Here is a 24,880-nt window from a genome sequence, read left to right as displayed (position 1 = left end):
TGGCATCTTCCGTCGATTTTGTGCCATTTCCACGAGAACCCGCGCGCGCTTTGCTGTTAGCCTTTTAGTCGACAGTGTTGGCTGCGTCTTACAAGCCGAAGTGATTAATTTTGCAAGAATCACAATGGCGGTCCGACTGACTGACAGAAAAACAAATAAGGGCATTCGTGAACTCACGCAAACTCATCATCGCCGCGCTCTTGCTGGCAGGCGCAGGCGCCTTTTTTGCGCTGGACCTGGGCCGCTATTTCAGCCTGGCCTTCATCAAGGACAGCCAGATCAGCTTCGCGGCGCTGTACGCGCAGCAGCCGGTTTTCGTCACGCTGGTTTATTTTTCCGTTTACGTGGCGGTCACCGCGCTGTCGCTGCCGGGCGCCGCCATCATGACGCTGGCGGGCGGCGCCATCTTCGGGCTGCTCTGGGGCACGCTGGTGGTGTCGCTGGCCTCTACGCTGGGCGCCACGCTGGCCATGCTGGCGGCGCGCTACCTGCTGCGGGACTCGATGCAACAGCGCTTTGGCCGGCGCCTGGACGAGGTCAACAAGGGCATAGCGAAGGAGGGCGCGTTTTACCTGTTCACGCTGCGCCTGATCCCGGTGATTCCGTTTTTTGCGCTGAATCTGCTGATGGGCCTGACGCGCATGAAAACCCTCACGTTCTTCTGGGTCAGCCAGCTTGGCATGCTGGCCGGCACCGTGGCCTATGTGAACGCCGGCACGCAGATCGCCAGGATAGATTCCCTCAAGTCCATCCTCTCGCCGGGGCTGATCGGCTCCTTCGTGCTGCTGGGCCTGCTGCCGCTGTTGGTCAACAAGGTGCTGGATTTCTTCAAGCGCCGCAAGGTCTATGCGCCCTGGCGCGCACAGCGCCCGGCCAGCTTTGAGCGCAACCTGGTCGTCATCGGTGCCGGCGCCGGGGGCCTGGTTTCAGCCTACATCGCGGCCGCAGTCAAGGCCAAGGTGACGCTGGTGGAAGCCCACAAACTGGGCGGCGACTGCCTGAATTACGGCTGCGTGCCTTCCAAGGCGCTGATACGCAGCGCCAGACTGGCCCACCAGATGAAGCATGGCGCCAATTACGGATTGACCGACACGACGGCCAGCTTCAGCTTGCGGGCCGTGATGCTGCGGATTCAGGAAATCATCCGCACCATAGCGCCGCACGACAGCGTGGAGCGCTACGCCAGCCTGGGCGTCGAGGTGCTGCAAGGCCATGCGCGCATCGTCAACCCGTGGACGGTGGAGATCGCGCTCAATGATGGCGGCACGCAGACGCTTACTACGCGCAGCATCGTGATCGCTGCCGGAGCGCGCCCTTTTGTGCCGCCGCTGCCCGGGCTGGAAGAAGTGGGTTACGTCACCAGCGACACACTGTGGGACGCCTTCGCGCAGCTTGATGCGGTGCCGCGGCGCCTGCTGGTGCTGGGTGGCGGCCCGATAGGCTGCGAGCTGGCGCAAGCCTTTGCGCGGCTCGGCGCGCAGGTCACGCAGCTTGAAATGGCGCCGCGCCTGCTGCTGCGCGAGGACGAGGAGGTCGCAACGCTGGCCAGCGCGGCGCTGCAGGCCGATGGAGTGCGCGTACTGACGGGTCACAAGGCGCTGCGCTGCGAAAAAACGGGTGACGTGAAAGCCCTGGTGGCAGAGCATCAGGGCAGCGAAAAGCGCATCGAGTTCGACCAGCTGATCTGCGCCGTTGGCCGCGTGGCCCGCCTTGAAGGCTACGGCCTGGAAGCGCTCGGCATCGCGACGCAGCGCACCGTGCCTACCAACGATTATCTGCAGACGGTTTACCCCAATATCTACGCCGCCGGCGACGTGGCCGGGCCCTACCAGTTCACCCATGTGGCGGCGCACCAGGCCTGGTACGCCGCGGTCAACGCGCTGTTTGGCGACTTCAGGCTGTTCAAGGCCGACTACTCGGTGATTCCCCAAGCCACCTTTATAGACCCCGAAGTGGCCAGGGTCGGCCTGAATGAGCAGGAAGCGAAGGAGCAGGGCATCGCCTGCGAGGTCACGAGGTACGGCATGGACGAGCTGGACCGCGCCATTGCCGACAGCGAGGCGCGGGGTTTCGTCAAAGTGCTGACGGTGCCCGGCAAAGACAAGATTCTGGGCGTCACCATCGTCGGCAGCCATGCCGCAGAGTTGCTGGCCGAGTACGTGCTGGCCATGAAGCATGGTCTGGGGCTTAACAAGATTCTGGGCACCATCCATACTTACCCCACGCTGGCCGAGGCCAACAAGTACGCGGCTGGCGAATGGAAGCGCGCGCATCAGCCCGAGCGCCTGTTGGCCTGGGCGCGCCGCTACCACGACTGGAAAAGGGCCTGAAATGAAACTGCGTCACGCCCCACAGGGCCAGCCACGGCGCCGCAATGCTATGCTTTTAATAGCTTCTTGCGCCCTATCAGTAAGGGTTACAGCCGTTTTCGGCCAAGATTCAGGGGCTTTCGACGCCAGCTACGCGGGCTGGGACGCGCTACTGAAAAAGCATGTGCAATGGCTGCCTGACCAGCGCCAGTCGCGCGTCAATTACCGCGGCTTTGCGGCTGATCGTGCCGAACTCAAAAAGGTGTTGGACAGCTGGTCGGCCGTGCCGTCCACCATTTTCAACAGCTGGAGCCGCGAGGTGCAGATGGCGTTTTTGATCAACGCCTACAACGGCTTCACCATCGAGCTGATCCTCACGAAATACCCGAACCTGAAATCGATCAAGGACCTCGGGTCGCTGCTGCAAAGCGCCTGGAAAAAAAAGTTCTTCACGCTGCTGGGCGAACAGCACCACCTCGACTGGATCGAGCATGAGCAGCTGCGCCCGCGTTACGCCGACCCGCGCGTGCACAGCGCGATGGTCTGCGCCAGCATCGGCTGCCCGGCGCTGCGGCCCGAGGCCTACATTGCGGCCAGGCTGGAGGCGCAGCTCGAAGACGGCATGGCGCGTTTCATGGCTGACCGCACGCGCAACCGCTATGCGGACGGCCAGCTGCAGGTCAGCGCCATCTTCAAGTGGTTCCGCGAAGACTTCGAAAAGCCAGGCTCGGACGGCCGGGGCTTCAAGCAGGTGGAAGACGTGTTTGCCAAATACGCCGATCTGCTGGCCGATGCAACGGCCGACCGGGAAAAAATCAGGACTAAACATGTGGCTGTCACGCATCTGGATTACGACTGGTCTCTCAACGATCTGGCTCGCTAGCGCGCTGGCCCAGCCGCAGCCCCATCCCCATCCCCATCCTGTATTGCAGGGCCCGGCCCTGCCGCTCACGCCGTTCTCATCGGCCAGCGTGGGCGAAGCACCCGCGCCATGGCGCGTCGTCGCCCTGCCCAGGGCCAACAAGCCGCTGACACGTTTCGACATCACGCCCATCGACGGCCAGCGCGTGCTGCGTGTGCAGACCGATCGTTCCTACGCCAATCTGGTGCATGAACTGCCCCATCTTGTGCCCGCGCCCGGCACGCAGCTGCGCTGGCGCTGGCGGCTCGACCAGCCGCTGCTTGACACCGACCTGCGTCGCCGCGAGGGCGACGACAGTGCGCTCAAGGTCTGCCTGCTGTTCGACATGCCGCTGGAGCGGCTTGGGCTGCTGGAGCGCAACTTGTTGCGCGCGGCCCGGTCGCTGAGCGCTGAAAACCTGCCTTCGGCCACGCTGTGTTACGTCTGGGACCATACGCTGGCACCCGGCACGCTGCTGCACAACGCCTTCAGCCACCGTCTGCGCATGATTGTGGTGGACAGCGGCGAGCAACAGCTGGGCCAGTGGGTCACGCACACGCGTGATCTGGCGGCGGATTTTCAGCGTGCCTTTGGCGAAGAGAGCGCCACGCTGCCGCCGCTGCAGGCGCTGCTTGTAGGCGCAGACGCCGACAACACCGGCGGCCAGAGCTTGGGCTACGTGGGAGATGTCACACTCTCCCCATGACTTCGACCCCCACGACACCTTTGACACCTACGACCTCCGCGTCTCCTGAGACCCCTGAAACACTCGAAACTCCTGATTTATCGGCTGGCAGCCAGCACCTCGTCCTGCTGGGCGCTGGCCACAGCCATCTGCACGTTCTGCACGGCCTGGCGAAAAGTCGGCCGGCCAACCTGAACATCACCGTGATCGCCCCCTTCCCGCAGCAGCTGTACTCTGGCATGCTGCCGGGCTTTGTGGCGGGCCACTACACGCTGGAGCAATGCGCCATTCCGCTGGAGGGGCTGCTGGCGCGCTGTGATGCGCGCTACATCCAGAGCATGGGCGTGGCAATCGATGCGGCGGCGCAAAGCGTCACGCTGGCCAACGGCGACAGCCTGGCCTATGACTGGCTGAGCCTGAATACCGGTCCGGTGATGGACCGCGAGAAGATCGAGGCCAGCCTGCCCGGCGCGCGCGAGCACGCGCTGTTCGTGCGTCCGATCGAAGCCTTCGGCCAGCTCTGGCCTCAGGTGGCGGCGCTGGCGCACAGCCGTCCGATTCACCTGGCGGTGGTGGGTGCTGGCGCGGCCGGGCTGGAGTTGGCCATGGCCGCCGCTCACGCCTTGCGCGGCCCGGCCTATCCGGCGGGCAGCCGGGTGACGCTGCTAAGCGGCGGCGTGGCAGCGGCGCAGAATTACCCGGCAGGCGTGCAGCGCCGGGTGCTGAATGCCCTGCAGCGCCTGCGCATCAGTGTGCTGCCAGACGTCTGCGTGGGCATAGGGCCGGGCGAAATCTTGCTGGAAAGCGGCGCGCGCTTGGCCTGCGATGCCCCGCTGCTGGCGCTAGGCGCACAGGCGCCGGCGTGGCTGGCGGGCAGCGGTCTGACGCTAGACGCGGCGGGCTTTGTCGCGGTGAACCGCTTTCAGCAAAGCACCAGCCACCCGCAGGTCTTTGCCGCCGGCGATGTGGCCAGCCGCGCTGATGCACCGCATCCGCGCAGCGGCGTGCACGCGGTGCGCGCTGGTCCGCCCTTGCTGGACAACCTGCGCGCCGCGCTGCAGGGCGAGCCGCTCGAGCCCTATGTGCCGCCGACGCGCACGCTCAACCTGCTGTCGTGCGGCGAGCGTTACGCGATTGCTGCGTGGGGTAGCCTCAGCGTGGAAGGGCGCTGGGTCTGGCAATTGAAAGACTACATAGACCGCCGCTTTGTCGCCAGCTACGCGGTTTGAGCCTGCGTGAGCCTGCGTCGAACCCGCCGCGCCGCAATTCCCGAACGAAATAGGGCGCTAGCCCAATAAAGACGGGTGCAGGTAGCTATTAAATCAGGAGCGATCCGGGGGGCGCCGCGGTACCCGACGCTCCCGTTGTCTGGCCGATAAGCGTCGCCGGGTCGGTTGCCCGGACTGATCCGGCGTCCCCAGCGCTGAAAGCTCAGTGCGGTTTTTGCTATTTAATTAATAGCTGCTTACGCCCTATTTATAAGGGTTGAAGGCCGAAAAGGTATGAAAAAACCCGCCAATGGCGGGTTTTTTGCTGAACGCAGGCCGGAATTATTTCTTGGCGGCGCTGGCGGCAGGTTTGGCGGCATCGGCCTTGGCATCGGCTTTCACTTCGGCCTTGGCTTTGCTGTCGCTTTTTGGCATGACAGCGGCTTTGGCGTCCTTGGCGGTTTCCTTGACAGAGTCCTTGGCGCTGACTGCGGCATCCTTGACTTTCTCGGTCACGGGCTTGTCGGCCTTGGCTGGCTTAGCGGCGGCGCCGGGGTAGCTGGCGCCACCGACTGTCAGGCCTTCGGCGGAGAACTTCGCGGCATTTTTATCACCCACACCTTTGACGCGGGTGACAAAATCTTCCCAGTTCTTGAACTCGCCTTTTTTGCGCTCGGAAACAATCAGCTTGGTGGTCACGGGACCTATACCCTTGAGGCCGTCGAGTTCGGCTTCACTGGCTTTGTTGACATCGACCGCGGCAAATGCCGCGACGAGAGACATGGCGGCGAAAAATGCCAGCAATTTCTTGAACATAGGAGGACTCCTCAAAATATCAGGGTTGAAAAACCAGGTGGATCACCCCGCATGGCGGATGTGAATCTGCTTAACGGGCGGGTTTCCGCCAAGGTTGACCTGCCTGGCGGCTTTTGCAAAGAGAAAATCCTGACCTACGGTTTGCGCAGGCTGTTCATGTAGGAGGCCACGCCGTTTTGTACATTTGCAAACAGATGCGTGCAGCCCGCCGCGCGCAGGGCTGTCAGGTCGGCCTGGGTATGGCACTGGTACTTTCCGACCAGCGCTTCGGGAAACGGTACGTAGTCGATCAGGCCGCCGCGCGTGGCTTCTTCCAGACTGAGCGGCGCCAGCGCCGGCACCTGCAACTGGCGCAAGCTGTTGACCACCGTGAGCGCGATGTCGTTGAAAGGCTGCGCCTGCCCGGTGCCCAGGTTGAAAATACCCGAGGCTTGCGGGTGGTCGAAAAACCACAGGTTGACCGCCACCACATCGTCAATGAAGACAAAATCGCGCATCTGGCCGCCGGCGCTGTAGCCGCCGTAATCGCCGAACAGCTTGACCTTGCCTTCCGTCTGAAATTGGTTGAACTGGTGAAACGCCACGCTGGCCATGCGGCCCTTGTGCTGCTCACGCGGGCCATAGACGTTGAAATAGCGGAAGCCGGCCACCTGCGTGCCGGTGTTTTCGAACTTCGCGCCGAGCTCGCGGCGCAGCCGCTGGTCAAACAGCAGCTTGGAGTAGCCGTAAACATTGAGCGGCTTCTCAAATTCGGGGACCTCTCGAAAGCTGTCGGAGCCGCCGTAGGTGGCAGCCGACGAGGCGTACAGCAGCCGGCTGCCCTGTTCCTGGCAGGCCTGGAACAGCTCGCAGGACAAGGCGTAGTTGTTGTCCATCATGTATTTGCCGTCCAGCTCCATGGTGTCGCTGCAGGCGCCCTCATGAAACACCGCTTCGACCTGGCCAAAAGCGGCTTCGGCAAACAGCTCGTAAAAGTCATCGACATCGACGTAGTCAGCAATTTGCAGATCGGCCAGATTGCGGAATTTGTCGCCGTCGCGCAGGTCATCGACGGCGATGATGTCGTCAATACCGCGGGCGTTGAGCCCTTTGACAATATTGCTGCCTATGAAGCCGGCGGCGCCGGTGACTACGATTTTCATGGGGAATTCCTCGGGTTCGATGTGCAGCGGCTGGCTGTGCGCTGGCGGGTTTAACTGGTGGATTTAACGGTCGGCGAACAGTTCGTTGTAGCTGACGGTGGCGGTACCGAACTTGCCGACCACAATGCCACCGGCGCGGTTGGCAATTGGCACCGCTTCCCGCAGGCTCATGCCGGTGGCGGCCATGGCGGCCAGCGTGGCAATCACGGTGTCGCCGGCGCCAGTGACGTCGAACACCTCGCGCGCCACAGCCGGTACGTGCAGCGCGCCGGCTGCGTCAAACAGCGTCATGCCTTCTTCGCTGCGCGTCAGCAGCAGGGCCTGCAGGCCCAGTGTGTTGCGCAGGTTATGCGCCTTGACGTGCAAATCGGCTTCATCACGCCAGTGCCCGATGAGGTGCTCTAGTTCGGTGCGGTTGGGGGTGAGCACGCTCGCGTTTTTGTAGCGTGCGTAGTCCGCGCCTTTGGGGTCGACCAGCACCACTTTTCCGGCAGCGCGTGCCTGGGCAATCATGGCGCCAATGTCCGCCAGGCCGCCCTTGCCATAGTCGGAGAACAGCACCGCGTGGTGCTGCGCGTACAGGGTTTCGAAGATGGCGGACTGCGACGCCAGCACCTCGGTTTCCGGCGTGTTCTCAAAATCCAGGCGCAGCAATTGCTGCTGGCGCCCAATGACGCGCAGCTTGACGGTGGTTTTGAGTTGCGGGTCGCGGCCAAAGTAAGGCGTGATGCCGGTTTGGGCGACCATGGATTCAAGCTGGTGGCCGGCTTCATCGTCGCCCACTACGCTTAGCAGTGAGGCCTGGGCGCCCAGAGTCACGATGTTGTAGGCGACGTTGGCGGCGGCGCCAATGCGTTCTTCGGTGCGCGTGACGCGAACCACGGGTACCGGCGCTTCGGGCGAGATGCGGTCGACCGCGCCATACCAGTAGCGGTCCAGCATGGTGTCGCCGACGACCAGCACGCGGGCCGAGGAGATTTTTTCTGGCGTCAGTTGCAGGGTCATGGTGTCAAAGTTCTTCAATGCGGCGGGTTGGGTAGCTGTCCCAGGCCTGGCAGCCGGGACAGTGCCAGAAATGCTGGGTGGCTTCAAAGCCGCAGGCTGCGCAGCGGTAGCGTAGCAGCGGTTTGGTGGCCTGGTCCAGCGCGCGCTGCACCAACGCGTGGTGGTGTTCATCTTCGAGCTTTTCGCCAGCCACCCATTTGCTGGCGGCCACCAGCGACGACTGGTGCTCCAGGTGCTGCACATACCAGTGGCGCGCCATGGCCGGGTCTTTTTCAAGCTTGACGATGGCCTCGATCACATCGATGGACGGTGCTTGGGCATAGCTGGCCTGCAGCAGCGCCAGCGCGGCCGGCTGCTGCCCGCTGGCGAGGGCGATGTTGGCGAGCAGGCCAGCTGCCAGCGGCAAGCCCTGCGGGGCGGTCTGCTCAAGCTTGAGCAGGGTCTGCAGCGCGTCCTGCGGCTGGCCCAGCTGGTTTTGCAGCTTGGCCAGATCAATCAGCGGACGACTGGAGGCGGGCGCCAGGGCCACCGCTTCGTGCAGCGTGCTCAAGGCCTTGCCGGTATCGCCTGCGGCGGCGGCGGCGGCGGCTTGCTCACACAGGTAGTGCGACTGCCGGGTGCTGAAACTGCCGCGGCTGGAACTGCCCAGCCTGGCGGCAATTTCCGTGGCATTGGCCCAGTCGCTGGAGCGCTCATAAATCGACAGCAGCGCGAGCCGGGCCTCTTCTTCAAATGGCGTGTGTTCGAGCTTGCGCAGTGCGGTTTCAGCGCGGTCGAGCAGACCGGCTTTCAGGAAATCAAGCGCCAGCGCATGCTGCGCACGGTCGCGTTCAGGCTGCGTCAGGTCGCCGCGCGACAGCAGGTGTTCGTGCACGCGCACGGCGCGCTCGTACTCGCCACGGCGGCGAAACAGGTTACCCAGGGCAAAATGCAGTTCGGAGGTTTCGGGGTCGTTCTGCACGGCTTCGATGAAGGCATCGATAGCCTGGTCCTGCTGTTCGTTCAGCAAGAAGTTCAGGCCCTTGAAGTAAGCCTTGGGCGCCTGCCGGTTTTCAATGCGCAACTGCCGCAGGTCCAGCCGCGAAGCCAGCCAGCCCAGCGTGAAGGCGACCGGAAACCCGAGCAACACCCAGGTGAAATCAAAGTCCATGGTGGTAGGTCGACGGGTTGTCAGTCACGCTTTTGCTGCTGCCGAACGCCGAAGCGTCTGCCGGGTGGCGGCGCGCCGCTTTGCGCTTTTTCCACCAGCGCGGCATCATCAGCAGCACTCCGAGAGCGAGTCCGAAGGCGAAGGCGGCCAACACCACCAGCACCAGCGGGGCCTGCCACAAGGTGCCAAAAAAGAACTTCACCGCTACCGTCTGTTGGTTATTCAGTGCAAAAGCAAACAGCGTAAAAAAAATGGCTGCCTTGAGCAGCCACATCAGGTATTTCACTTGGCGATCCTTCTCGTAGTCTGGCGATTGTAGCCAGCCCACTTAAGCAAAGCACCCGTGAGAGACCTTATGGGACAGACGTGCGCGCCAGCAATTCCTCGGTGCGTGCATCGACGGCTTCACGCAAGGCCTTGCCTGGCTTGAAATGCGGCACCCGTTTTTCAGGAATGGCGACACTTTCCCCAGAGCGCGGGTTGCGGCCCATGCGGGGCGGACGCCGGTTGATGGAGAAACTGCCAAAACCCCGGATTTCAGTCCGGTGGCCGCGCACCAGCGCGTCGCTCATGGCATCAAGAATGGTTTTGACGGCATATTCGGCATCGCGGTGCGTCAGCTGGCTGAATCGGGCTGCCAGTTCTTCAACTAAATCGCTGCGGGTCATGAAGAAATAAGACTAGCTTGTTGGGGCCAGAGCACGCAGGCAGCGTCGCTGCGTCGCGTGCTCTGGCCAGCAAGGCTATTTAGTTTCGTTGCTGTCCAGCTTGGCACGCAACAGGGCGCCCAGGCTGGTCAGACCGGCGCTTTCACGCGATGATTGCTGGCTCAGGTTGGTCATGGCTTCCTGCTGGTCAGCATTGTCCTTGGCCTTGACCGACAGCTGGATGTTGCGGGTCTTGCGATCCACGTTCACCACGACTGCAGAGACTTCGTCGCCTTCTTTCAGCACGTTGCGCGCGTCTTCGACGCGGTCACGGCTGATTTCGCTGGCCCGCAGGTAGCCAATGATGTCTTCGCCCAGATCAATCTCGGCGCCTTTGGCGTCAACCGTCTTGACCTTGCCGGTCACAATCGCGCCTTTGTCGTTGATCGACACGAAGGTGGTGAACGGGTCGGAATCGAGCTGCTTGATGCCCAGCGAGATACGCTCGCGGTCGACGTCGACAGCCAGCACGATGGCTTCAACTTCCTGGCCCTTTTTGTAGTTACGAACCGCGGCTTCGCCGGCTTCGTTCCAGGACAGGTCAGACAGGTGCACCAGACCGTCGATGCCGGCAGCCAGACCGACGAAGACGCCGAAGTCGGTGATCGACTTGATCGGGCCCTTGACGCGATCGCCGCGTTTGGTTTCCTGAGCAAACTCTTGCCATGGGTTGGCCTTGCACTGTTTCATGCCCAGGCTGATACGGCGCTTGTCTTCGTCAATTTCCAGAACCATGACTTCAACTTCATCGCCCAGGGCCACGAGCTTGCTCGGTGCCACGTTCTTGTTGGTCCAGTCCATTTCTGACACGTGGACGAGGCCTTCAATGCCTGGCTCGAGTTCGACAAATGCGCCGTAATCGGCAATGTTGGTGATCTTGCCAAACAGCCGGGTGCTTTGCGGGTAGCGGCGGTTTACGCCCATCCATGGGTCGTCGCCCATCTGCTTCAGACCGAGCGACACGCGATTTTTCTCGGTGTCGAACTTGAGGATCTTGGCAATGATTTCCTGACCAGCCGTCACCACTTCGCTTGGGTGACGCACGCGGCGCCACGCCATGTCGGTGATGTGCAGCAAGCCGTCAATGCCGCCCAGGTCAACGAAGGCACCGTATTCGGTAATGTTCTTGACGATGCCCTTGACCGCAGAGCCTTCTTTCAGGGTTTCCATCAGCTTGGCGCGTTCTTCGCCCATGCTGGCTTCGACCACTGCGCGGCGTGACAGCACGACGTTGTTGCGCTTGCGGTCGAGCTTGATGACCTTGAATTCCATGGTCTTGTTCTCGTACGGAGACAAGTCCTTGATGGGGCGCGTGTCGATCAGCGAACCGGGCAGGAAAGCGCGGATGCCGTTGACCAGAACGGTCAGGCCGCCCTTGACCTTACCGCTGGTCTGGCCGGTGACGAATTCGCCGGATTCCAGGGCTTTTTCCAGGCTCATCCACGATGCCAGGCGTTTGGCCTTGTCGCGGCTCAGCAGAGTGTCGCCATAGCCATTTTCGACGGAGTCGATGGCCACGGAGACAAAGTCTCCGACCTGGACTTCGAGCTCGCCCTGGTCGTTTTTGAATTCTTCGAGGGGGACATAAGCCTCGGATTTGAGTCCGGCATTGACGACCACATGGTTGTGGTCGATGCGCACTACTTCGGCGGTGATGACCTCACCGGTACGCATTTCAGAGCGTTGTAGCGATTCGTTAAACAGGTCGGCAAAAGATTCAGACATGATTTTCCTAATCCACAGAACAGGATTCCAATAGCGAAATTGCTATTGTTTTTATAGCTGCTTGCGGCGGTTTGGTGTGGTTTGTGCGGTCAAACGAGTTGTAAAACCGCGAGTTACGTGAGGGTTTCTGCTGACCCAAGCGCACCAAAAGAAAGGTGCGCACCTAGGATCAGAAGGGCCGGGCGTCCTGCCACCAGTCAATCACCAAATCTGTCGATTTTTCAATCGACAACTCAGAGTTGTCCAGCAACCGGGCATCATCAGCAGGCTTTAAAGGGGCGACTGGCCGGGACATGTCCCTGGCGTCTCTGGCCTCCAAATCCTGCTGAATGGCCGCTATTGTAGACGGAATTCCCTTTGAAATCAATTGCTTATGCCGGCGTTCGGCACGGTGCCGGGCGCTTGCAGTCAGGTAGATTTTGAGTGCGGCGTCGGGGAAAATGACGGTGCCCATGTCGCGCCCGTCGGCTACCAGGCCGGGCAACTTACGAAAGCTGTGCTGCAGTGCGATCAGAGCTGAGCGAACCTGGCTGTGAGCCGAAACTTTGGAGGCGGCCATGCCGGCTTCTTCCGTGCGGATGTCCGCTGACACATCCTCGCCGCCCAGAAAAATCCGGTCGTCCTGAAATCGGACGGGCAGTGCGCGCGCAATCCGAGCCACACCTTCCGCGTCGTCCAGCGCCACACCGGCCCGTGCCGCGGCAAACGCGCTCAAGCGGTACATGGCGCCGGAATCGACAAAGTGGTAGCCCAGCCGCCGCGCGACCAGGGCTGCCAGCGTTCCCTTGCCGGAGGCTGTGGGACCGTCAATGCAGATCACCGGAATGTTGGCGGTGTCTGTTTCGGCCACGGAGAACAACGTTTCGAAATAGTCAGGGAAAGTCTTGGCGACGCACTTGGGATCGAAAATTCTGATCGGCAGTTGCGCCGGATTGAAAACGGCCAGTGAAAAACACATGGCCATGCGGTGGTCGTCGTAGGTGTGGATGGCGGCTGCCTTCCAGTCTTTTCGATGGATTGGCGGCGTAATCTGGAGGTAATCGACGCCTTCCTCAACCGTCGCGCCCAGCTTGCGCAATTCGCAGGCCATCGCGGCAATGCGGTCGGTTTCCTTGACGCGCCAGCTGGCGATGTTGCGCAGCGTGGAGGTGCCATCGGCGTAGAGCGCCATCACGGCCAGCGTCATCGCGGCGTCGGGGATATGGTTGCAGTCCAGATCAATCGCCTTGAGCGGCCACCCTTTGCCGGATTGACCGCGCGAGATCCGCAGCGAATTCGGCGTGCTGTCGATCTGCGCGCCCATCATCCGGGCGGCTTCCACAAATCGGATGTCGCCCTGGATGGAGGCATCGCCAACCCCCAAAATTTCTATGCCATTTCGGCCTTCAGCGCTTTCTGCTATTGCGCCAAGCGCTATGAAATAGCTAGCAGAAGAGGCGTCGCCTTCCACATGAATGTCACCCGGCGACTGGTACTGGCTGCCGGCCGGAATGGTAAAACGCTGCCAGCCCTGGCGTTGAACATGGATGCCGAAACGCTTGAGCAGATTCAGCGTGATTTCAATGTAAGGCCGTGAAATCAGTTCGCCGACCACCTCAATCTGGATGTCGTGCCTGGCAACCAGCGGCAGCGCCATCAGCAAGGCCGTCAGAAACTGGCTGGAAACATCGCCTTGAACCTGAATTGGCGCCTTCAAGTTCAAGGCTCCCAAGCCGGGTCGCAGGCGCAGTGGCGGAAAGCCCTCATTGCCGAGGTAATCAATCGAACAACCGAGTTGCCTGAGCGCGTCGACCAGATCGCCAATCGGTCTTTCGTGCATGCGCGCAACACCTGAGAGTTCAAAATCGCCGCCGAGCAGCGCCAACGCCGCCGTCAGCGGCCGCATGGCGGTACCGGCATTGCCCATGAAAAGTCGGGCCTGGGTCTGGACCAGCCGGCCAGCCAGCCCGTCGATGACTGCAGTCGTCCCGTCCTGCATCACGGTGCAACCCAGCTGCCTGAGCGCAGCCAGCATGACGGCGGTATCGTCGGAGGCCAGCAGGTCATGCACCGTGGTTTGCCCTTGGCTCAGGGCGGCCAGCAGAAGGACACGGTTGGAAATGCTTTTGGAGCCGGGCAGGCGGACCGTGCCCGCCGCCCGGGCCAGCGGCGGTATATCCAGGTACTCGATATCGAACATGACCGGGGCTTATTTGGGCAATTTTTGCGAGGTGAGGCGCCAATTGGCACGCGTTTCGCTGGCTAGCTCAATCTGGTCTTCCAGTGCATCAGCGCTGCTGCTGGAAATGAGCAATTCGAGGGACTGCAGAGTTCGCTGAAAGATTCTGGACTGCTCCAGCAATTCTTCGCGGTTGGCAATCAGGATGTCACGCCACATTTTAGGGTCGCTCGCCGCAATCCGGGTGAAGTCGCGAAAGCCGGGGCCTGCCAGCGCCATGTAGTCTTTGCCGTGGTCCTGACCGGCAATGCCGTTGATCAGGGCGAAAGCGATCAGATGGGGCAGATGGCTAACCGCCGCGTAAGCTGCATCGTGCGCCTGCGGCGACATCTGCACCACATGGCTGCCCAGCGCGGTCCAGATATCGCTGGCCTTTTGCAACTGGACGGTGAACGTACGCTCAATTGGCGTCAGGATCACCTGCTTGCCGCTGTACAGGTCTGCGTCGGCATACTCGACCCCGGAAACCTCCTTACCGGCGATGGGGTGGCAAGGGACGAAAGAGCCGACGTTGTCGCGCAGAACACGGCGCGCCGCATCCACCACATCACGTTTGGTCGAGCCTACGTCCATGATCAAGGTGTTGGGCCCCACCAGATGCCGGATCGCCTTGAAAGTGGCTTCGGTGGCCGATACCGGTATCGCCAGCAAGACGATGTCGGCCCCGGAAACCGCCAGCAGGGCGGAAGGTGCTGCCACGTCGATCACACCCATCTGGCGGGCACGCTCGGTGGTAGAGGGGGACTTGCTGTAGCCGACGACGCGTTTGACGAGACCAGCGCGTTTGAGCGCCAGCGCAAAAGAGCCACCCATCAATCCGCAGCCGATGAGACCTAGTTGTTCAAACATGTCGGGATACCAGAGTTTTTAGGGGTCATTGCATGGGTCGCTTTCGCGAAATTGGCGCGGAATCATCGCGCATCAATCGCTGACCGGATAGGTTCCGAGAACTCTGTAAAACGCGCAAAGCTGCTGCAAGTCAGTCAGCGCAGCTTTCACGTGCTGCTGCGAGGGGTGGCCTTGCAGATCAATATAGAAGTAATAGTCCCACTGACCCGAGCGCGCCGGACGCGATTCGAAGCGGGTCATGGAGACCCCGTGGGTCTTGAGCGGAACCAGAATGTCGTGCACGGCGCCCGGTAGGTTGGGCACTGACACCACCAAACTGGTGCAGTCTTTGCCGGAGGCGGGCGGGGACGGCAGCGTTTGCGGCAAGCACACCACGGCAAAGCGCGTGCGGTTAAATGCATCGTCCTGAATGGCGTGTGCCGCCGTATGCAGCCCGTACTGGGTGGCCGCACGATCGCTGGCGACGGCGGCCCAAGCTGAGTTGGTTGAGGCCAGCCGTGCGCCCTCGGCGTTGCTCGACGCGGCACGGCGTTCTGCCTGGGGCAGGTGGGTGGTCAGCCACCCCTGGCATTGAGCCAGCGCTTGAGGGTGGGCATAAACCACCTCAATGTCTTCCTGCGATTCGAGCAGTCGCAGTAGATTGTGTCGCACCATCAGGCTGACTTCGCCAACGATGTGCAGCGGCGAGTTCAGCAATAGATCTAGCGAGCGTGATACCACCCCCTCGGTCGAGTTTTCCACCGGTACCACGCCATAACTGGCGCTGCCGGCTGCAGTGGCGCGAAACACTTCATCAATGCTAATGCAGGGAACATGTTCAATGCTTGCGCCAAAAAACTGCAATGCCGCCTGTTCGCTGAAGGTACCTGCAGGGCCAAGGTAGGCGACACGCACTGACGATTCAAGGGCCAGGCACGCCGACATGATTTCACGCCAGACCGCTGCCACATGCTCGGTTTTGAGCGGGCCGGTGTTGTTCTGCTGAACCTGTTCAATCACTTGGGCGACGCGGTCAGGACGAAAAAAAGGCGTGCCTTCACGCTTCTTGATCTCTCCCACCTGCTCGGCGACCTGCGCGCGGCGGTTCAAAAGGGCGAGTAGTTCTTTGTCCAGAGCGTCAATCTGAACGCGTAAGTCGGCAAGGTTGGGCGTCATGTCAGGCTTTTTTTTGTTCGAATTCTCGCATGTAGCCAATTAGCGCCTCGACACCTGCCAGCGGCATGGCGTTGTAAATGCTGGCGCGCATGCCGCCTACCGATTTGTGTCCCTTGAGTTGCAACAGTCCGCGCGCATTTGCTCCGGTCAAAAAAGCCTCGTTGCGCGATTCGTCACGCAGGAAAAACGGCACGTTCATGCGTGAACGGCAATCGCGATTGATTTTGTTGACATACAGCTGGGAATGGTCGATGGCGTCGTAAAGCATTTGCGCTTTGACGATGTTGCGCTGTTCCATCGCAGCGATGCCTTCGAACTCGCCTTCCTTTTGGCGTTTCAGCCACTGAAAGGTCAGGCCGGCAACGTAGATGGCATAGGTCGGAGGCGTGTTGTACATCGACTGGCTGTCGGCCACCGTTTTGTAGTCGAAGGCGCTGGGGCATGCAGGCAGCGCGTGACCGAGCAAATCTTCTCGAACAACAACCAGCGTCACCCCCGCCGGACCCAGGTTTTTCTGGGCACCGCCAAAAGCCAGCCCGACTTTTGACCAATTTACCGGCCTGGAGGCTACGTGGGACGAGAAATCAATGACTAGCGGCGCATCGCTGCCCAGCGCCTTCAGGTCAGGCAGCTCCTGAAATTCCACGCCATGGATGGTTTCGTTGGTGCAAACATGCACATAGCTGGCATGGCGCCTGATCTTCCAGCTGGCCGGTGGCGGCAGACCGGTGTGGCTGCTGCTTTGATTGCTGGCGGCAATCTGCACGTCGCAATATTTGCGCGCTTCTTTTTGCGACTTGTCGCTCCAGCTGCCAGACACCACGAAATCGGCGCAGGCACCGCGCGACAGGTTCAGCGGCACGATGGCGTTTTCTGCGAGTCCGCCCCCCTGCATGAACAATATCTTGAAGTGGGGTGGAACCGCCATCAATTCGCGGAAATCAGCTTCTGCGTTCTCATAAATGGACAAGAACTCTTTGCCGCGATGGCTCATTTCCATGACGCTCATGCCGCTGCCATGCCAGTCCAACATTTCGGCGGCTGCATGCCGCAGAACCTCTTCAGGCAATGTGGCAGGTCCGGCCGAAAAATTGAAAGGCCGAATCATTTTTTGGCTGGCTTGCTTGCTCCGGCTGCCGCGGGGGCGGTGCCGACAATTTTCACTGCCGCGTCATCGAACTGCTTGACGCGCGCGACGACGTCGGCGCGCGATGCTTCGACCAGTTTCTGTATGAAAGCATTGCCCAGTTCAGGCGCGGTTGCCTGGTATTTCTTGATGGCGGGAGATTCGAAGAATGCCGCAATCTGCTTGAGCTCTTCCAGGGTAAAACGTTCGGCGTAAGCCGGCACCAGTATTTCAGAGCTAACTTTGCCAACCTGCTTGCCAATCAGCTGTTTGGCGTCCCCGGCATAGGTTTTCAGTTCTGCATTGAGCGCTTCCGACGCCTTTTGCTGTTTGGCCTTGGGCACGTTGGCCTCCAGTTTGGGGCCCCAATTGGCGATCATGTCCTGAGCCGTGCTGCCTGCGAGTTGCTCTACCAGGCGGTCAAGTTCCGGGCCTTGCTGCAGGGCAACGACCTTGGTCGCCCATTCGGTTTTTGGATCTGTCGTTTGCGCCTGCAGGGCGGTGGAGAAAGTCAGGCTGGCCAGACTTGTGATGGCGAATGCAGTGATCAGTTTTTTCATCAATCGGTTTCCGGGTTGGAGGCATCGTTGCCTGTGTTGACTTCTGTGTCGCTGTCGTCCAGGGAGGCATCGTTTTCGACGATGCGTTGGAGGCCGCTTAATTGTGAGCCCTCGTCAAGGCCAATAAGCGTAACGCCCTGGGTGGCCCTCCCCATTTCTCGAATTTCGCTAACTCGCGTGCGAACCAGCACGCCCTTGTCGGTAATCAACATGATCTCGTCATCAGCGTGGACCAGTGTCGCAGCAACAACTTTGCCGTTGCGCTCGCTCTGCTGAATGGCGATCATGCCCTTGGTGCCGCGGCCGTGACGCGTGTATTCCGTGATGGACGTGCGCTTGCCATAACCGTTCTGGGTGGCGGTCAGCACGCTTTGCTGTTCGTCCTCAGCCACCAGCATGGCGATAACGCCCTGGCCCTCTTCCAGAGTCATGCCGCGCACACCGCGCGCCTGACGGCCCAGTGGACGCACGTCGTTTTCATCAAAGCGCACCGCTTTCCCGCCGTCCGAGAACAGCATCACATCGTGTTGGCCATCCGTCAACGCAGCGCCAATCAGGTAGTCGCCGTCGTCCAGATCGACGGCAATGATGCCGCCTTTGCGCGGGTTGTTGAACTGGTCCAGTGCTGTTTTTTTGACCGTGCCCATGCTGGTAGCCATAAAGATGTACTGATGGGCTGGAAAAGTACGTTTCTCACCAGTTAAAGCCAGAACGACCGTGATCTTTTCATTCTCCTGAAGGGGAAACATGTTAACGATAGGCCGACCGCGCGAACCGCGGGAACCTGCAGGCACCTCCCAGACCTTGAGCCAGTAAAGTCGGCCTCGGTTGGAAAAGCACAAGATGTAGTCGTGCGTGTTGGCAATGAATAGCTGGTCGACCCAGTCGTCTTCCTTGGTGGCAGTGGCCTGCTTGCCACGACCGCCACGTTTTTGCGCCCGGTACTCCGAAAGTGGCTGACTTTTGATATAGCCGGTGTGCGACAGCGTGACCACCATGTCGGTCGGCGTGATCAGGTCTTCAGTGCTCAGGTCGAACGAGCTGTGTTCAATATGGCTGCGCCGCGCGCCCAGCTTGGTCTGGCCAAATTCAAGCTTGATGGCCGACAGCTCATCGCCAATGATGATAGAAACACGCTCTGGTCGAGCCAGAATATCGAGCAGATCGTCGATTTCCGACATGACTTCCTTATATTCGGCAACGATTTTGTCTTGCTCCAGACCCGTCAGGCGTTGGAGTCGCATCTGCAGAATTTCCTGAGCCTGCGTTTCCGAAAGGCGGTAGAGCCCATCGCTGCCCATTCCAAAGGCCTTTTCAAGCCCATCGGGACGGTAATCGTCGGCGTTTACAACACCGCCATCGGCCCGGGCACGCGTGAGCATATCGCGCACCAGACTGCTATCCCAAGGCCGCAGCATCAACTCGGCCTTCGCCACCGGCGGGGTCGGCGCATTGCGGATGATGGCAATAAAGTCGTCGATATTGGCCAATGCGACGGCCAAGCCTTCCAGTACATGGCCGCGTTCTCGCGCCTTGCGCAGTGTAAATACTGTGCGACGTGTCACCACTTCGCGGCGGTGCGACAGGAAGACCGCAATCAGGTCTTTCAGATTGCATAGCTTGGGCTGGCCGTTGATAAGCGCCACCATATTGATGCCGAAGGTATCCTGAAGCTGCGTCTGTTTGTACAGGTTGTTCAGCACCACTTCAGGCACTTCGCCGCGCTTAAGATCGATCACCAAACGCATGCCCGACTTGTCGCTTTCGTCTTGGATGTGGCTGATGCCCTCGATTTTCTTTTCGTGTACCAGCTCGGCCATACGTTCTTGAAGCGTCTTTTTATTGACCTGGTAGGGCAGTTCGTCAACGATGATGGACTGCCGCTGGCCTTTGTCGATATCTTCAAAATGACATTTGGCGCGCATTACCACCTTGCCGCGGCCCGTGCGGTAACCATCCCTGACACCGTTGATGCCGTAAATAATGCCGCCTGTGGGGAAATCGGGCGCAGGGATGATCTCCATCAGTTCATCAATCGATGCGTCGGGGTTTTTCAGCAGATGCAGACAGGCGTCCACCACCTCATTGAGGTTGTGAGGTGGAATATTGGTGGCCATGCCTACAGCAATACCGCCTGAGCCGTTGACCAGCAGGTTGGGCAAGCGTGTCGGCATGACCAGCGGTTCCTGCTCGCTGCCATCGTAGTTAGGGCCGAAATCGACGGTTTCCTTGTCGAGGTCGGCCAGCAATTCGTGGGCGATTTTGGAGAGGCGGATTTCCGTGTACCGCATGGCGGCGGCATTGTCGCCATCGACCGATCCGAAATTGCCCTGGCCATCCACCAGCAAGTGGCGCAGCGAAAAATCCTGGGCCATGCGCACGATAGTGTCGTAGACCGATTGGTCGCCGTGCGGATGGTATTTGCCAATGACGTCGCCCACGATACGGGCGGATTTTTTGTACGGACGGTTCCAGTCGTTGTTCAGCTCGTGCATCGCAAACAGTACGCGTCTATGTACTGGCTTGAGGCCGTCACGGGCATCGGGCAACGCCCGACCCACGATAACGCTCATCGCGTAATCGAGATAGCTTCGTCGCATTTCCTCTTCAAGACTGATGGGCAGGGTTTCTTTTGCGAACTGGGTCATGCGAGGCCTGGTTGGGATTTTTCAAGATTCTTGAGGGCAATCGTTGATTTTAGGGCTTGAGTGCAAACTGGTGTTTTGTGGCAAAGCAGCAACAAATAACGAAGAATGTGGGGCACTCTGTCAGATGAAACCGATAGCGAGCTTGATGGTGCGGGTTGCTATGGCACAATCAATGTAACGCTTTGGGTGATGGTCATTCACGGCGTGTATCTTACTAATCGCAGCGAGTCTGCGGCTTTTCTCTAGAGGAGAACCATGAAGAAACTCAACAAAGTGGCAATGTTGTTTGCTTCCGCAGCGCTTGTTACCGCCGCTGGTGCACAAACTATTGACAACTGGAAAAACGGCAGCAACGAACTGGTCTGGAAAAACGGTACCAATGAATTGTGCTGGCGTGATGCCAATTGGACACCTGCGACTGCAGCTCCAGGTTGCGATGGCGCAATTGTCCCGGTTGTAGCTCCTGCGCCTGCTCCTGTTGCAACTCCGGCCCCTGCGCCTGTGGCAGCTGCTCCGGCTCCAGCTCCAGCTCCTCCGGCCGCAACTAAAGTCACCTACGCTGCTGATGCGTTCTTTGACTTCAACAAATCGGTGATCAAACCAGCTGGCAAAGCCAAGTTGGATGACCTGGTTGGAAAAATCAAGGACATCAACCTGGAAGTCATCATCGCCGTGGGTCATACTGACTCTGTTGGTAGCGACGCTTACAACCAGAAACTGTCGGTTCGCCGCTCTGAAGCCGTCAAGGCTTACTTGGTGTCCAAAGGCATTGAGAAAAACCGCGTTTACACTGAAGGTAAAGGCGAGAAGCAGCCTGTTGCTGATAATAAGACGTCGGAAGGACGTGCGAAGAACCGTCGCGTAGAAATCGAAGTGGTTGGCACCCGCGCCAACAAGTAGTCTTTACGAATTACCTATAAAACCGCGCTACGGCGCGGTTTTTTTATGCCTGAACGATAATCGCTTTATGTCTATAACTGATAACTTCGACCCCGCTGAATTGGCCAAATTTTCTGATCTTGCCCATCGCTGGTGGGACACCGAAAGCGAATTTCGTCCTTTGCACCAGATCAACCCGCTTCGGCTCGACTGGATTGAGAGTTTGCTGCCGTTAAGAGGGCTGCGTGTGCTCGATGTGGGGTGTGGTGGTGGCATCCTGGCCGATGCGATGGCCCGCAAAGGTGCCGAGGTGCTGGGAATTGATCTTGCCGTCAAAGCCCTTAAGGTGGCGCAGCTCCACGCTCTGGAAGCCCAGACCAAGGGCGTGCAGTACCGCGAAATTAGCGTAGAGGCGCTGGTCGCAGAGCAAGCCGGCAGTTTTGATGCGGTTACCTGCATGGAGATGCTAGAGCACGTACCCGATCCGTCTTCCATTGTCAAAGCCTGCGCGGCGCTGGTTAAACCCGGTGGCTATGTATTTTTTTCCACAATCAACCGCAATGCGAGAGCTTTCCTGCTTGCTATCGTTGGGGCTGAATATGTTCTTAATATGCTTCCTCGCGGCACCCATGAATACGCCAAGCTGGTCAAACCGAGCGAACTGGCTGGTTATTGCCGTGCTTCTGGGTTGGTCTTGCAGCAAACTAAGGGTTTGGAATACAACCCTTTGAGTCGTCATTACTGGCTTAGCGCCGACACCCGCGTGAACTATCTGATGGCCACGCAGAAAATCTGAGCTGCTTTTCCTTCTCGTCCTTTTTCTTCCCATATGCTACAGAACATCGAAGTCGTCCTGTTCGACCTCGACGGTACCCTGATTGACAGCGCTCCTGACCTGGCGGCGGCGGCTGACAAGATGCGTACCGACCGGGGTTTGGCGCCTCTAGCCATGTCGCTGTACCGCCCTATGGCCGGCGCTGGCGCCCGTGGCATGATTGCCGTCGCCTTTAATCTGGCGCCTGATGACGCCCGCTTTGATGCGCTGAAAGAAGAGTTTTTCTTCAATTACGAGTCGCGGTTGACCGAACTCACCTACGTGTTTGAAGGAGTGGCTGAACTCATCGCCCATATCGGCGAGGCTGGCCTCAGATGGGGTGTCGTGACAAACAAGTCGGCCCGCTTCACTGAGCCACTGACCCAAGCCATGTCGCTGTTCAATACAGCTAAAGCTATTGTTAGCGGGGACACCACAGCCCACGCGAAACCGCATCCGGCACCCCTGCTTGAGGCCGCGCGGCAACTTGGAATTCTACCCGCGCGATGTATATATGTAGGCGACGACGAACGTGACATCGTTGCCGGCCGTGCCGCGGGCATGCCCACGGTGGCGGCGGCTTATGGGTATCTGGGGCAAACCGCCGATACACGAGGTTGGAACGCCGATTTCACTATTTACGCACCCTTAGGCCTATTGAATTTGCTCCGAATGGCTTAAGATCGAGGATTGGGGCTGCATTGGTTTCGACGTGGGTTCGGACGCGGTGTGGTGCATGTCGAGCTTAGTGCGCTCGTAAAACTGACTAAAACAAACTAACTGCAAACGACGAACGTTTCGCACTCGCTGCTTAATTGCCAGTGAGCTTTACAACAGCAGGCCGATAGGCTGGGCAAGGGGTCTTTGACGAAAGTTGGGGGCTCCCGGCTGTAAAGATAATTTTATCGGCTGGCTTCGGGCTGGGTACCTTAACCCGGGGCGAGAAAATAGGGTGCTGGCGTCCTGTATAGCGTGCGACTGTGCGATACAGGTGGCGAGACTTAAATCAGACCGCTAAACATGTAGATCTGCTCGAAGAAGGCTTGCGGACGGGGGTTCAAATCCCCCCAGCTCCACCATATATCAAATCCAACCGGTCCTCCGGTTGGATTTTTTTCGCCTATACCCGCGTGTTCATTGGGGTTCCCGAGGGTTCTTGCGGACTTCGCGGTTATTCCGGGCACCCAGAAATTCGCCACTTTTGCTCTCTCCGGGCCGATAGTCTCCGTAGCGGAGAGCACCCCAACGACCCGAAGTCCGCAAGATTTTCGGTTCATACCCATAAAAATTAATGGGTTACGTCCGGACTAATCAATCAGTTAGATTGCGTCATTGCTACCCGGAGGGAGCAACTTCCGCCACCCCTACCGTCGGTGCGTCGGAGCAGCAGCTCTGTTCTCGCCGATTGAATAATGAGCCACCGGGGGTGCGGCGGAAAACTTGGACTGGGTTATGCCGTAAGTCCGAGGCTCGCTCGGTATTCGAGGGGACTGAGTGATCCAAGGGATATTTTGATGCGCTTTTCGTTATACCAGTGGATGTACGCGTCAACGACCTGGATGAATTGCTCGATGGTTGTCGCCTGCCAGTCCCGAGGGTAGAAGAGCTCCGTTTTCAGCCGCCCGAAGAAACCCTCACAGGCCGCATTATCCGGTGAGCACCCTTTGCGCGACATTGAGCGAATCAGCTTCGCATTGCTTATCCGAATGAGCCAACCAGGCCATCGATAGTGGGCACCGCGATCAGAGTGGACAACGGGCCGGTCATGGCTCTGGGCTACCGTCTCGATGGCGGCATCCAGCATGTTGTTCACAAGAACGGCGTCAGGACGCGTGCCGATGGTCCAGCTGATCACCAGCCCATCGAAGCAGTCGATCATGGGCGACAGGTACACCTTGCCCGCCGGGATCTGGAACTCCGTGATGTCGGTAAGCCACTTCTCATTCGGGGCAGCCGCCTGGAAGTCGCGGTTGATGAGATTTTCTGGCGCTGGGCTGATTTCTCCCAGGTAGGAGCCATACCGACGCCGCTTCGGAGCTGCCACGATCAGGCCTTCCTGCTTCATCAGACGCCGCACGACTTTCTCCGAGATCAAGACGTGTTGCCTGCCCAGTGACGCCCGTAACCGACGGTACCCGTAGCAACTGTGATTGCGTTCGAAGACGTCTGTGATGGCAAGGCGCACCTCCGCATACTTATCAGCGCCCCGCATCTGTGCTCGATGATAGAAGTAGGAGCTGCGCGCCAGGTCAAGTTCGGCGAGGAGCTCCGGCAGCGCATAAGTTTCTCTTAGGGCGTCAACCAGAAACGTCTTCTCCCGGTTGCTCAGGAGTGGCAGGTCGACGCCCAGGCCTTTTTTTAACAGTTCGTTCGCCTTCTTCAAGAGATCGTGTTCAAGCTGCAATTGCCGGATGTCACGTCGAAGCGATTCGACTTGCCGCTCCAAGTCCGTTCGTTGAGGATCGGGCGGTGAATCGTTGTGGAGTTTCATGGATGCGGGCACCTCACGGCCGAGTAATTGATTCTTCCATTTGTACAGCGTCGGCCTGCTCACGGCCAGCTTTTGAGCAACGGCTTGTGCACTTACCTGTCGAGTGCACAGCTCAATAACTGCCGCCTGCTTGAGCTCTGGTGAGTGCTGTACACCGCCCGCTTTGCCGACAACGTGAATCCTCGCCTCGGGGTGCAGCTCATCGATCCAGGCCGCGAGCGTGTCCCGGCATGGATAGCCCAGTGCTTTTATGGCTCCTGTAATGCAGCGATCATGATTGAGGTAATGCTTGACCACCACCTGCTTCTGTTCGTCAGAATACTTCTGCCATGAGCGCACATAGCCAGTCGGAAAATCCTCGCCTTGTTCGAATGCCCGATGCCAGTTCTTGAGACTATTCTTTGTCGGATAACCCAACCGTCGAATGGTCGCTCCAGTGCGTTTCCCGAGCTTTATATAAAGCTTGACTGCTCGAATGCGGTCTTCGTAAGA

Annotated in this window: 21 protein-coding genes and 1 other RNA gene; 8 read left to right on the top strand and 14 right to left on the bottom strand. The window is 59.5% G+C overall.

What is annotated here, in order from left to right; translation table 11 throughout:
* Positions 1–167 precede the first annotated feature (167 nt).
* The 4 genes from HHJ18_RS07785 to HHJ18_RS07770 all read left to right on the top strand — a co-directional run bounded on the left by HHJ18_RS07785 (position 168) and on the right by HHJ18_RS07770 (position 5,124).
* Positions 168–2,330 carry an FAD-dependent oxidoreductase gene (locus HHJ18_RS07785; RefSeq protein WP_296913593.1) on the top strand — a complete coding sequence of 721 codons (2,163 nt, stop codon included), beginning with the start codon at positions 168–170 and terminating at the stop codon, positions 2,328–2,330.
* A 163-nt stretch (positions 2,331–2,493) separates the two neighbouring features.
* A complete protein-coding gene (locus HHJ18_RS07780) occupies positions 2,494–3,192 on the top strand; it encodes a DUF547 domain-containing protein (protein ID WP_296913591.1) in 699 nt (232 codons plus the stop codon).
* Positions 3,137–3,916 carry a DUF3047 domain-containing protein gene (locus tag HHJ18_RS07775; RefSeq protein WP_296913587.1) on the top strand — a complete coding sequence of 260 codons (780 nt, stop codon included), beginning with the start codon at positions 3,137–3,139 and terminating at the stop codon, positions 3,914–3,916. Before HHJ18_RS07780 ends, HHJ18_RS07775 begins: the two co-directional genes overlap by 56 nt.
* Positions 3,913–5,124: an FAD-dependent oxidoreductase gene (locus HHJ18_RS07770; protein ID WP_296913585.1), complete on the top strand. Its 1,212-nt coding sequence runs from the start codon at positions 3,913–3,915 to the stop codon at positions 5,122–5,124. Before HHJ18_RS07775 ends, HHJ18_RS07770 begins: the two co-directional genes overlap by 4 nt.
* A gap of 321 nt (positions 5,125–5,445) precedes the next feature.
* Here HHJ18_RS07770 and HHJ18_RS07765 read toward each other — a convergent pair whose 3' ends face one another.
* From HHJ18_RS07765 to gyrA, 13 genes are all read right to left on the bottom strand, one after another.
* Positions 5,446–5,919, bottom strand: a complete 474-nt coding sequence (locus tag HHJ18_RS07765; RefSeq protein WP_296913582.1) for a helix-hairpin-helix domain-containing protein — start codon at positions 5,917–5,919, stop codon at positions 5,446–5,448.
* Positions 5,920–6,053: 134 nt separating this feature from the next.
* Positions 6,054–7,061: an ADP-glyceromanno-heptose 6-epimerase gene (gene rfaD, locus HHJ18_RS07760; RefSeq protein ID WP_296913580.1), complete on the bottom strand. Its 1,008-nt coding sequence runs from the start codon at positions 7,059–7,061 to the stop codon at positions 6,054–6,056.
* A 63-nt stretch (positions 7,062–7,124) separates the two neighbouring features.
* Positions 7,125–8,066, bottom strand: a complete 942-nt coding sequence (gene rfaE1, locus HHJ18_RS07755) for a D-glycero-beta-D-manno-heptose-7-phosphate kinase (protein ID WP_296913578.1) — start codon at positions 8,064–8,066, stop codon at positions 7,125–7,127.
* Between the two features lie 4 nt (positions 8,067–8,070).
* Complete coding sequence (lapB, locus tag HHJ18_RS07750) at positions 8,071–9,216, bottom strand: lipopolysaccharide assembly protein LapB (RefSeq protein ID WP_296913575.1); 1,146 nt, start codon at positions 9,214–9,216, stop codon at positions 8,071–8,073.
* On the bottom strand, positions 9,206–9,502 hold the full coding sequence (locus tag HHJ18_RS07745) for a lipopolysaccharide assembly LapA domain-containing protein (RefSeq protein ID WP_296913572.1): 297 nt from the start codon (positions 9,500–9,502) through the stop codon (positions 9,206–9,208). Before HHJ18_RS07745 ends, lapB begins: the two co-directional genes overlap by 11 nt.
* A 67-nt stretch (positions 9,503–9,569) precedes the next feature.
* Complete coding sequence (locus HHJ18_RS07740; RefSeq protein ID WP_296913569.1) at positions 9,570–9,884, bottom strand: integration host factor subunit beta; 315 nt, start codon at positions 9,882–9,884, stop codon at positions 9,570–9,572.
* A 75-nt stretch (positions 9,885–9,959) separates the two neighbouring features.
* Complete coding sequence (gene rpsA / locus HHJ18_RS07735) at positions 9,960–11,648, bottom strand: 30S ribosomal protein S1 (protein WP_296913566.1); 1,689 nt, start codon at positions 11,646–11,648, stop codon at positions 9,960–9,962.
* Positions 11,649–11,817: 169 nt separating this feature from the next.
* Positions 11,818–13,827 carry a bifunctional 3-phosphoshikimate 1-carboxyvinyltransferase/cytidylate kinase gene (locus HHJ18_RS07730; RefSeq protein WP_296913563.1) on the bottom strand — a complete coding sequence of 670 codons (2,010 nt, stop codon included), beginning with the start codon at positions 13,825–13,827 and terminating at the stop codon, positions 11,818–11,820.
* A 9-nt stretch (positions 13,828–13,836) separates the two neighbouring features.
* Positions 13,837–14,715, bottom strand: a complete 879-nt coding sequence (locus tag HHJ18_RS07725; protein WP_296913560.1) for a prephenate dehydrogenase/arogenate dehydrogenase family protein — start codon at positions 14,713–14,715, stop codon at positions 13,837–13,839.
* A 72-nt stretch (positions 14,716–14,787) separates the two neighbouring features.
* Positions 14,788–15,870 (bottom strand): prephenate dehydratase, encoded by a 1,083-nt coding sequence (gene pheA / locus HHJ18_RS07720; RefSeq protein WP_296913558.1) that lies wholly within the window; start codon positions 15,868–15,870, stop codon positions 14,788–14,790.
* A gap of 1 nt (position 15,871) precedes the next feature.
* On the bottom strand, positions 15,872–16,978 hold the full coding sequence (serC, locus tag HHJ18_RS07715; RefSeq protein WP_296913555.1) for a 3-phosphoserine/phosphohydroxythreonine transaminase: 1,107 nt from the start codon (positions 16,976–16,978) through the stop codon (positions 15,872–15,874).
* Entirely contained in the window at positions 16,975–17,556 is a 582-nt protein-coding gene (locus tag HHJ18_RS07710; RefSeq protein WP_296913552.1) for a DUF2059 domain-containing protein, read from the bottom strand. Before HHJ18_RS07710 ends, serC begins: the two co-directional genes overlap by 4 nt.
* Positions 17,556–20,204: a DNA gyrase subunit A gene (gene gyrA, locus HHJ18_RS07705; protein ID WP_296913550.1), complete on the bottom strand. Its 2,649-nt coding sequence runs from the start codon at positions 20,202–20,204 to the stop codon at positions 17,556–17,558. The genes HHJ18_RS07710 and gyrA overlap by 1 nt, the downstream gene beginning before the upstream one ends.
* Positions 20,205–20,459: 255 nt before the next feature.
* Between gyrA and ompA the strand changes: the two genes are divergently transcribed.
* The 4 genes from ompA (at position 20,460) to ssrA (ending at position 22,976) form a co-directional block, all read left to right on the top strand.
* Positions 20,460–21,104: an outer membrane protein OmpA gene (gene ompA / locus HHJ18_RS07700; protein WP_296913547.1), complete on the top strand. Its 645-nt coding sequence runs from the start codon at positions 20,460–20,462 to the stop codon at positions 21,102–21,104.
* Between the two features lie 67 nt (positions 21,105–21,171).
* Entirely contained in the window at positions 21,172–21,879 is a 708-nt protein-coding gene (gene ubiG, locus HHJ18_RS07695) for a bifunctional 2-polyprenyl-6-hydroxyphenol methylase/3-demethylubiquinol 3-O-methyltransferase UbiG (RefSeq protein ID WP_296913543.1), read from the top strand.
* Positions 21,880–21,912: 33 nt separating this feature from the next.
* Positions 21,913–22,578: a phosphoglycolate phosphatase gene (gene gph / locus HHJ18_RS07690; protein ID WP_296913539.1), complete on the top strand. Its 666-nt coding sequence runs from the start codon at positions 21,913–21,915 to the stop codon at positions 22,576–22,578.
* Positions 22,579–22,589: 11 nt separating this feature from the next.
* Positions 22,590–22,976, top strand: a transfer-messenger RNA (tmRNA) gene (ssrA, locus tag HHJ18_RS07685).
* A gap of 371 nt (positions 22,977–23,347) precedes the next feature.
* Here the strand turns inward: ssrA and HHJ18_RS07680 are convergent.
* Positions 23,348–24,880 (bottom strand): IS3 family transposase (locus tag HHJ18_RS07680; protein WP_296913537.1); only part of this gene is annotated, 1,533 nt, incomplete at its 5' end.

Origin of the sequence: Polaromonas sp. (assembly GCF_012927455.1) — a bacterium.
GTDB lineage: Bacteria > Pseudomonadota > Gammaproteobacteria > Burkholderiales > Burkholderiaceae_C > Polaromonas.
This window is presented reverse-complemented; position numbering and strand designations above follow the sequence as displayed.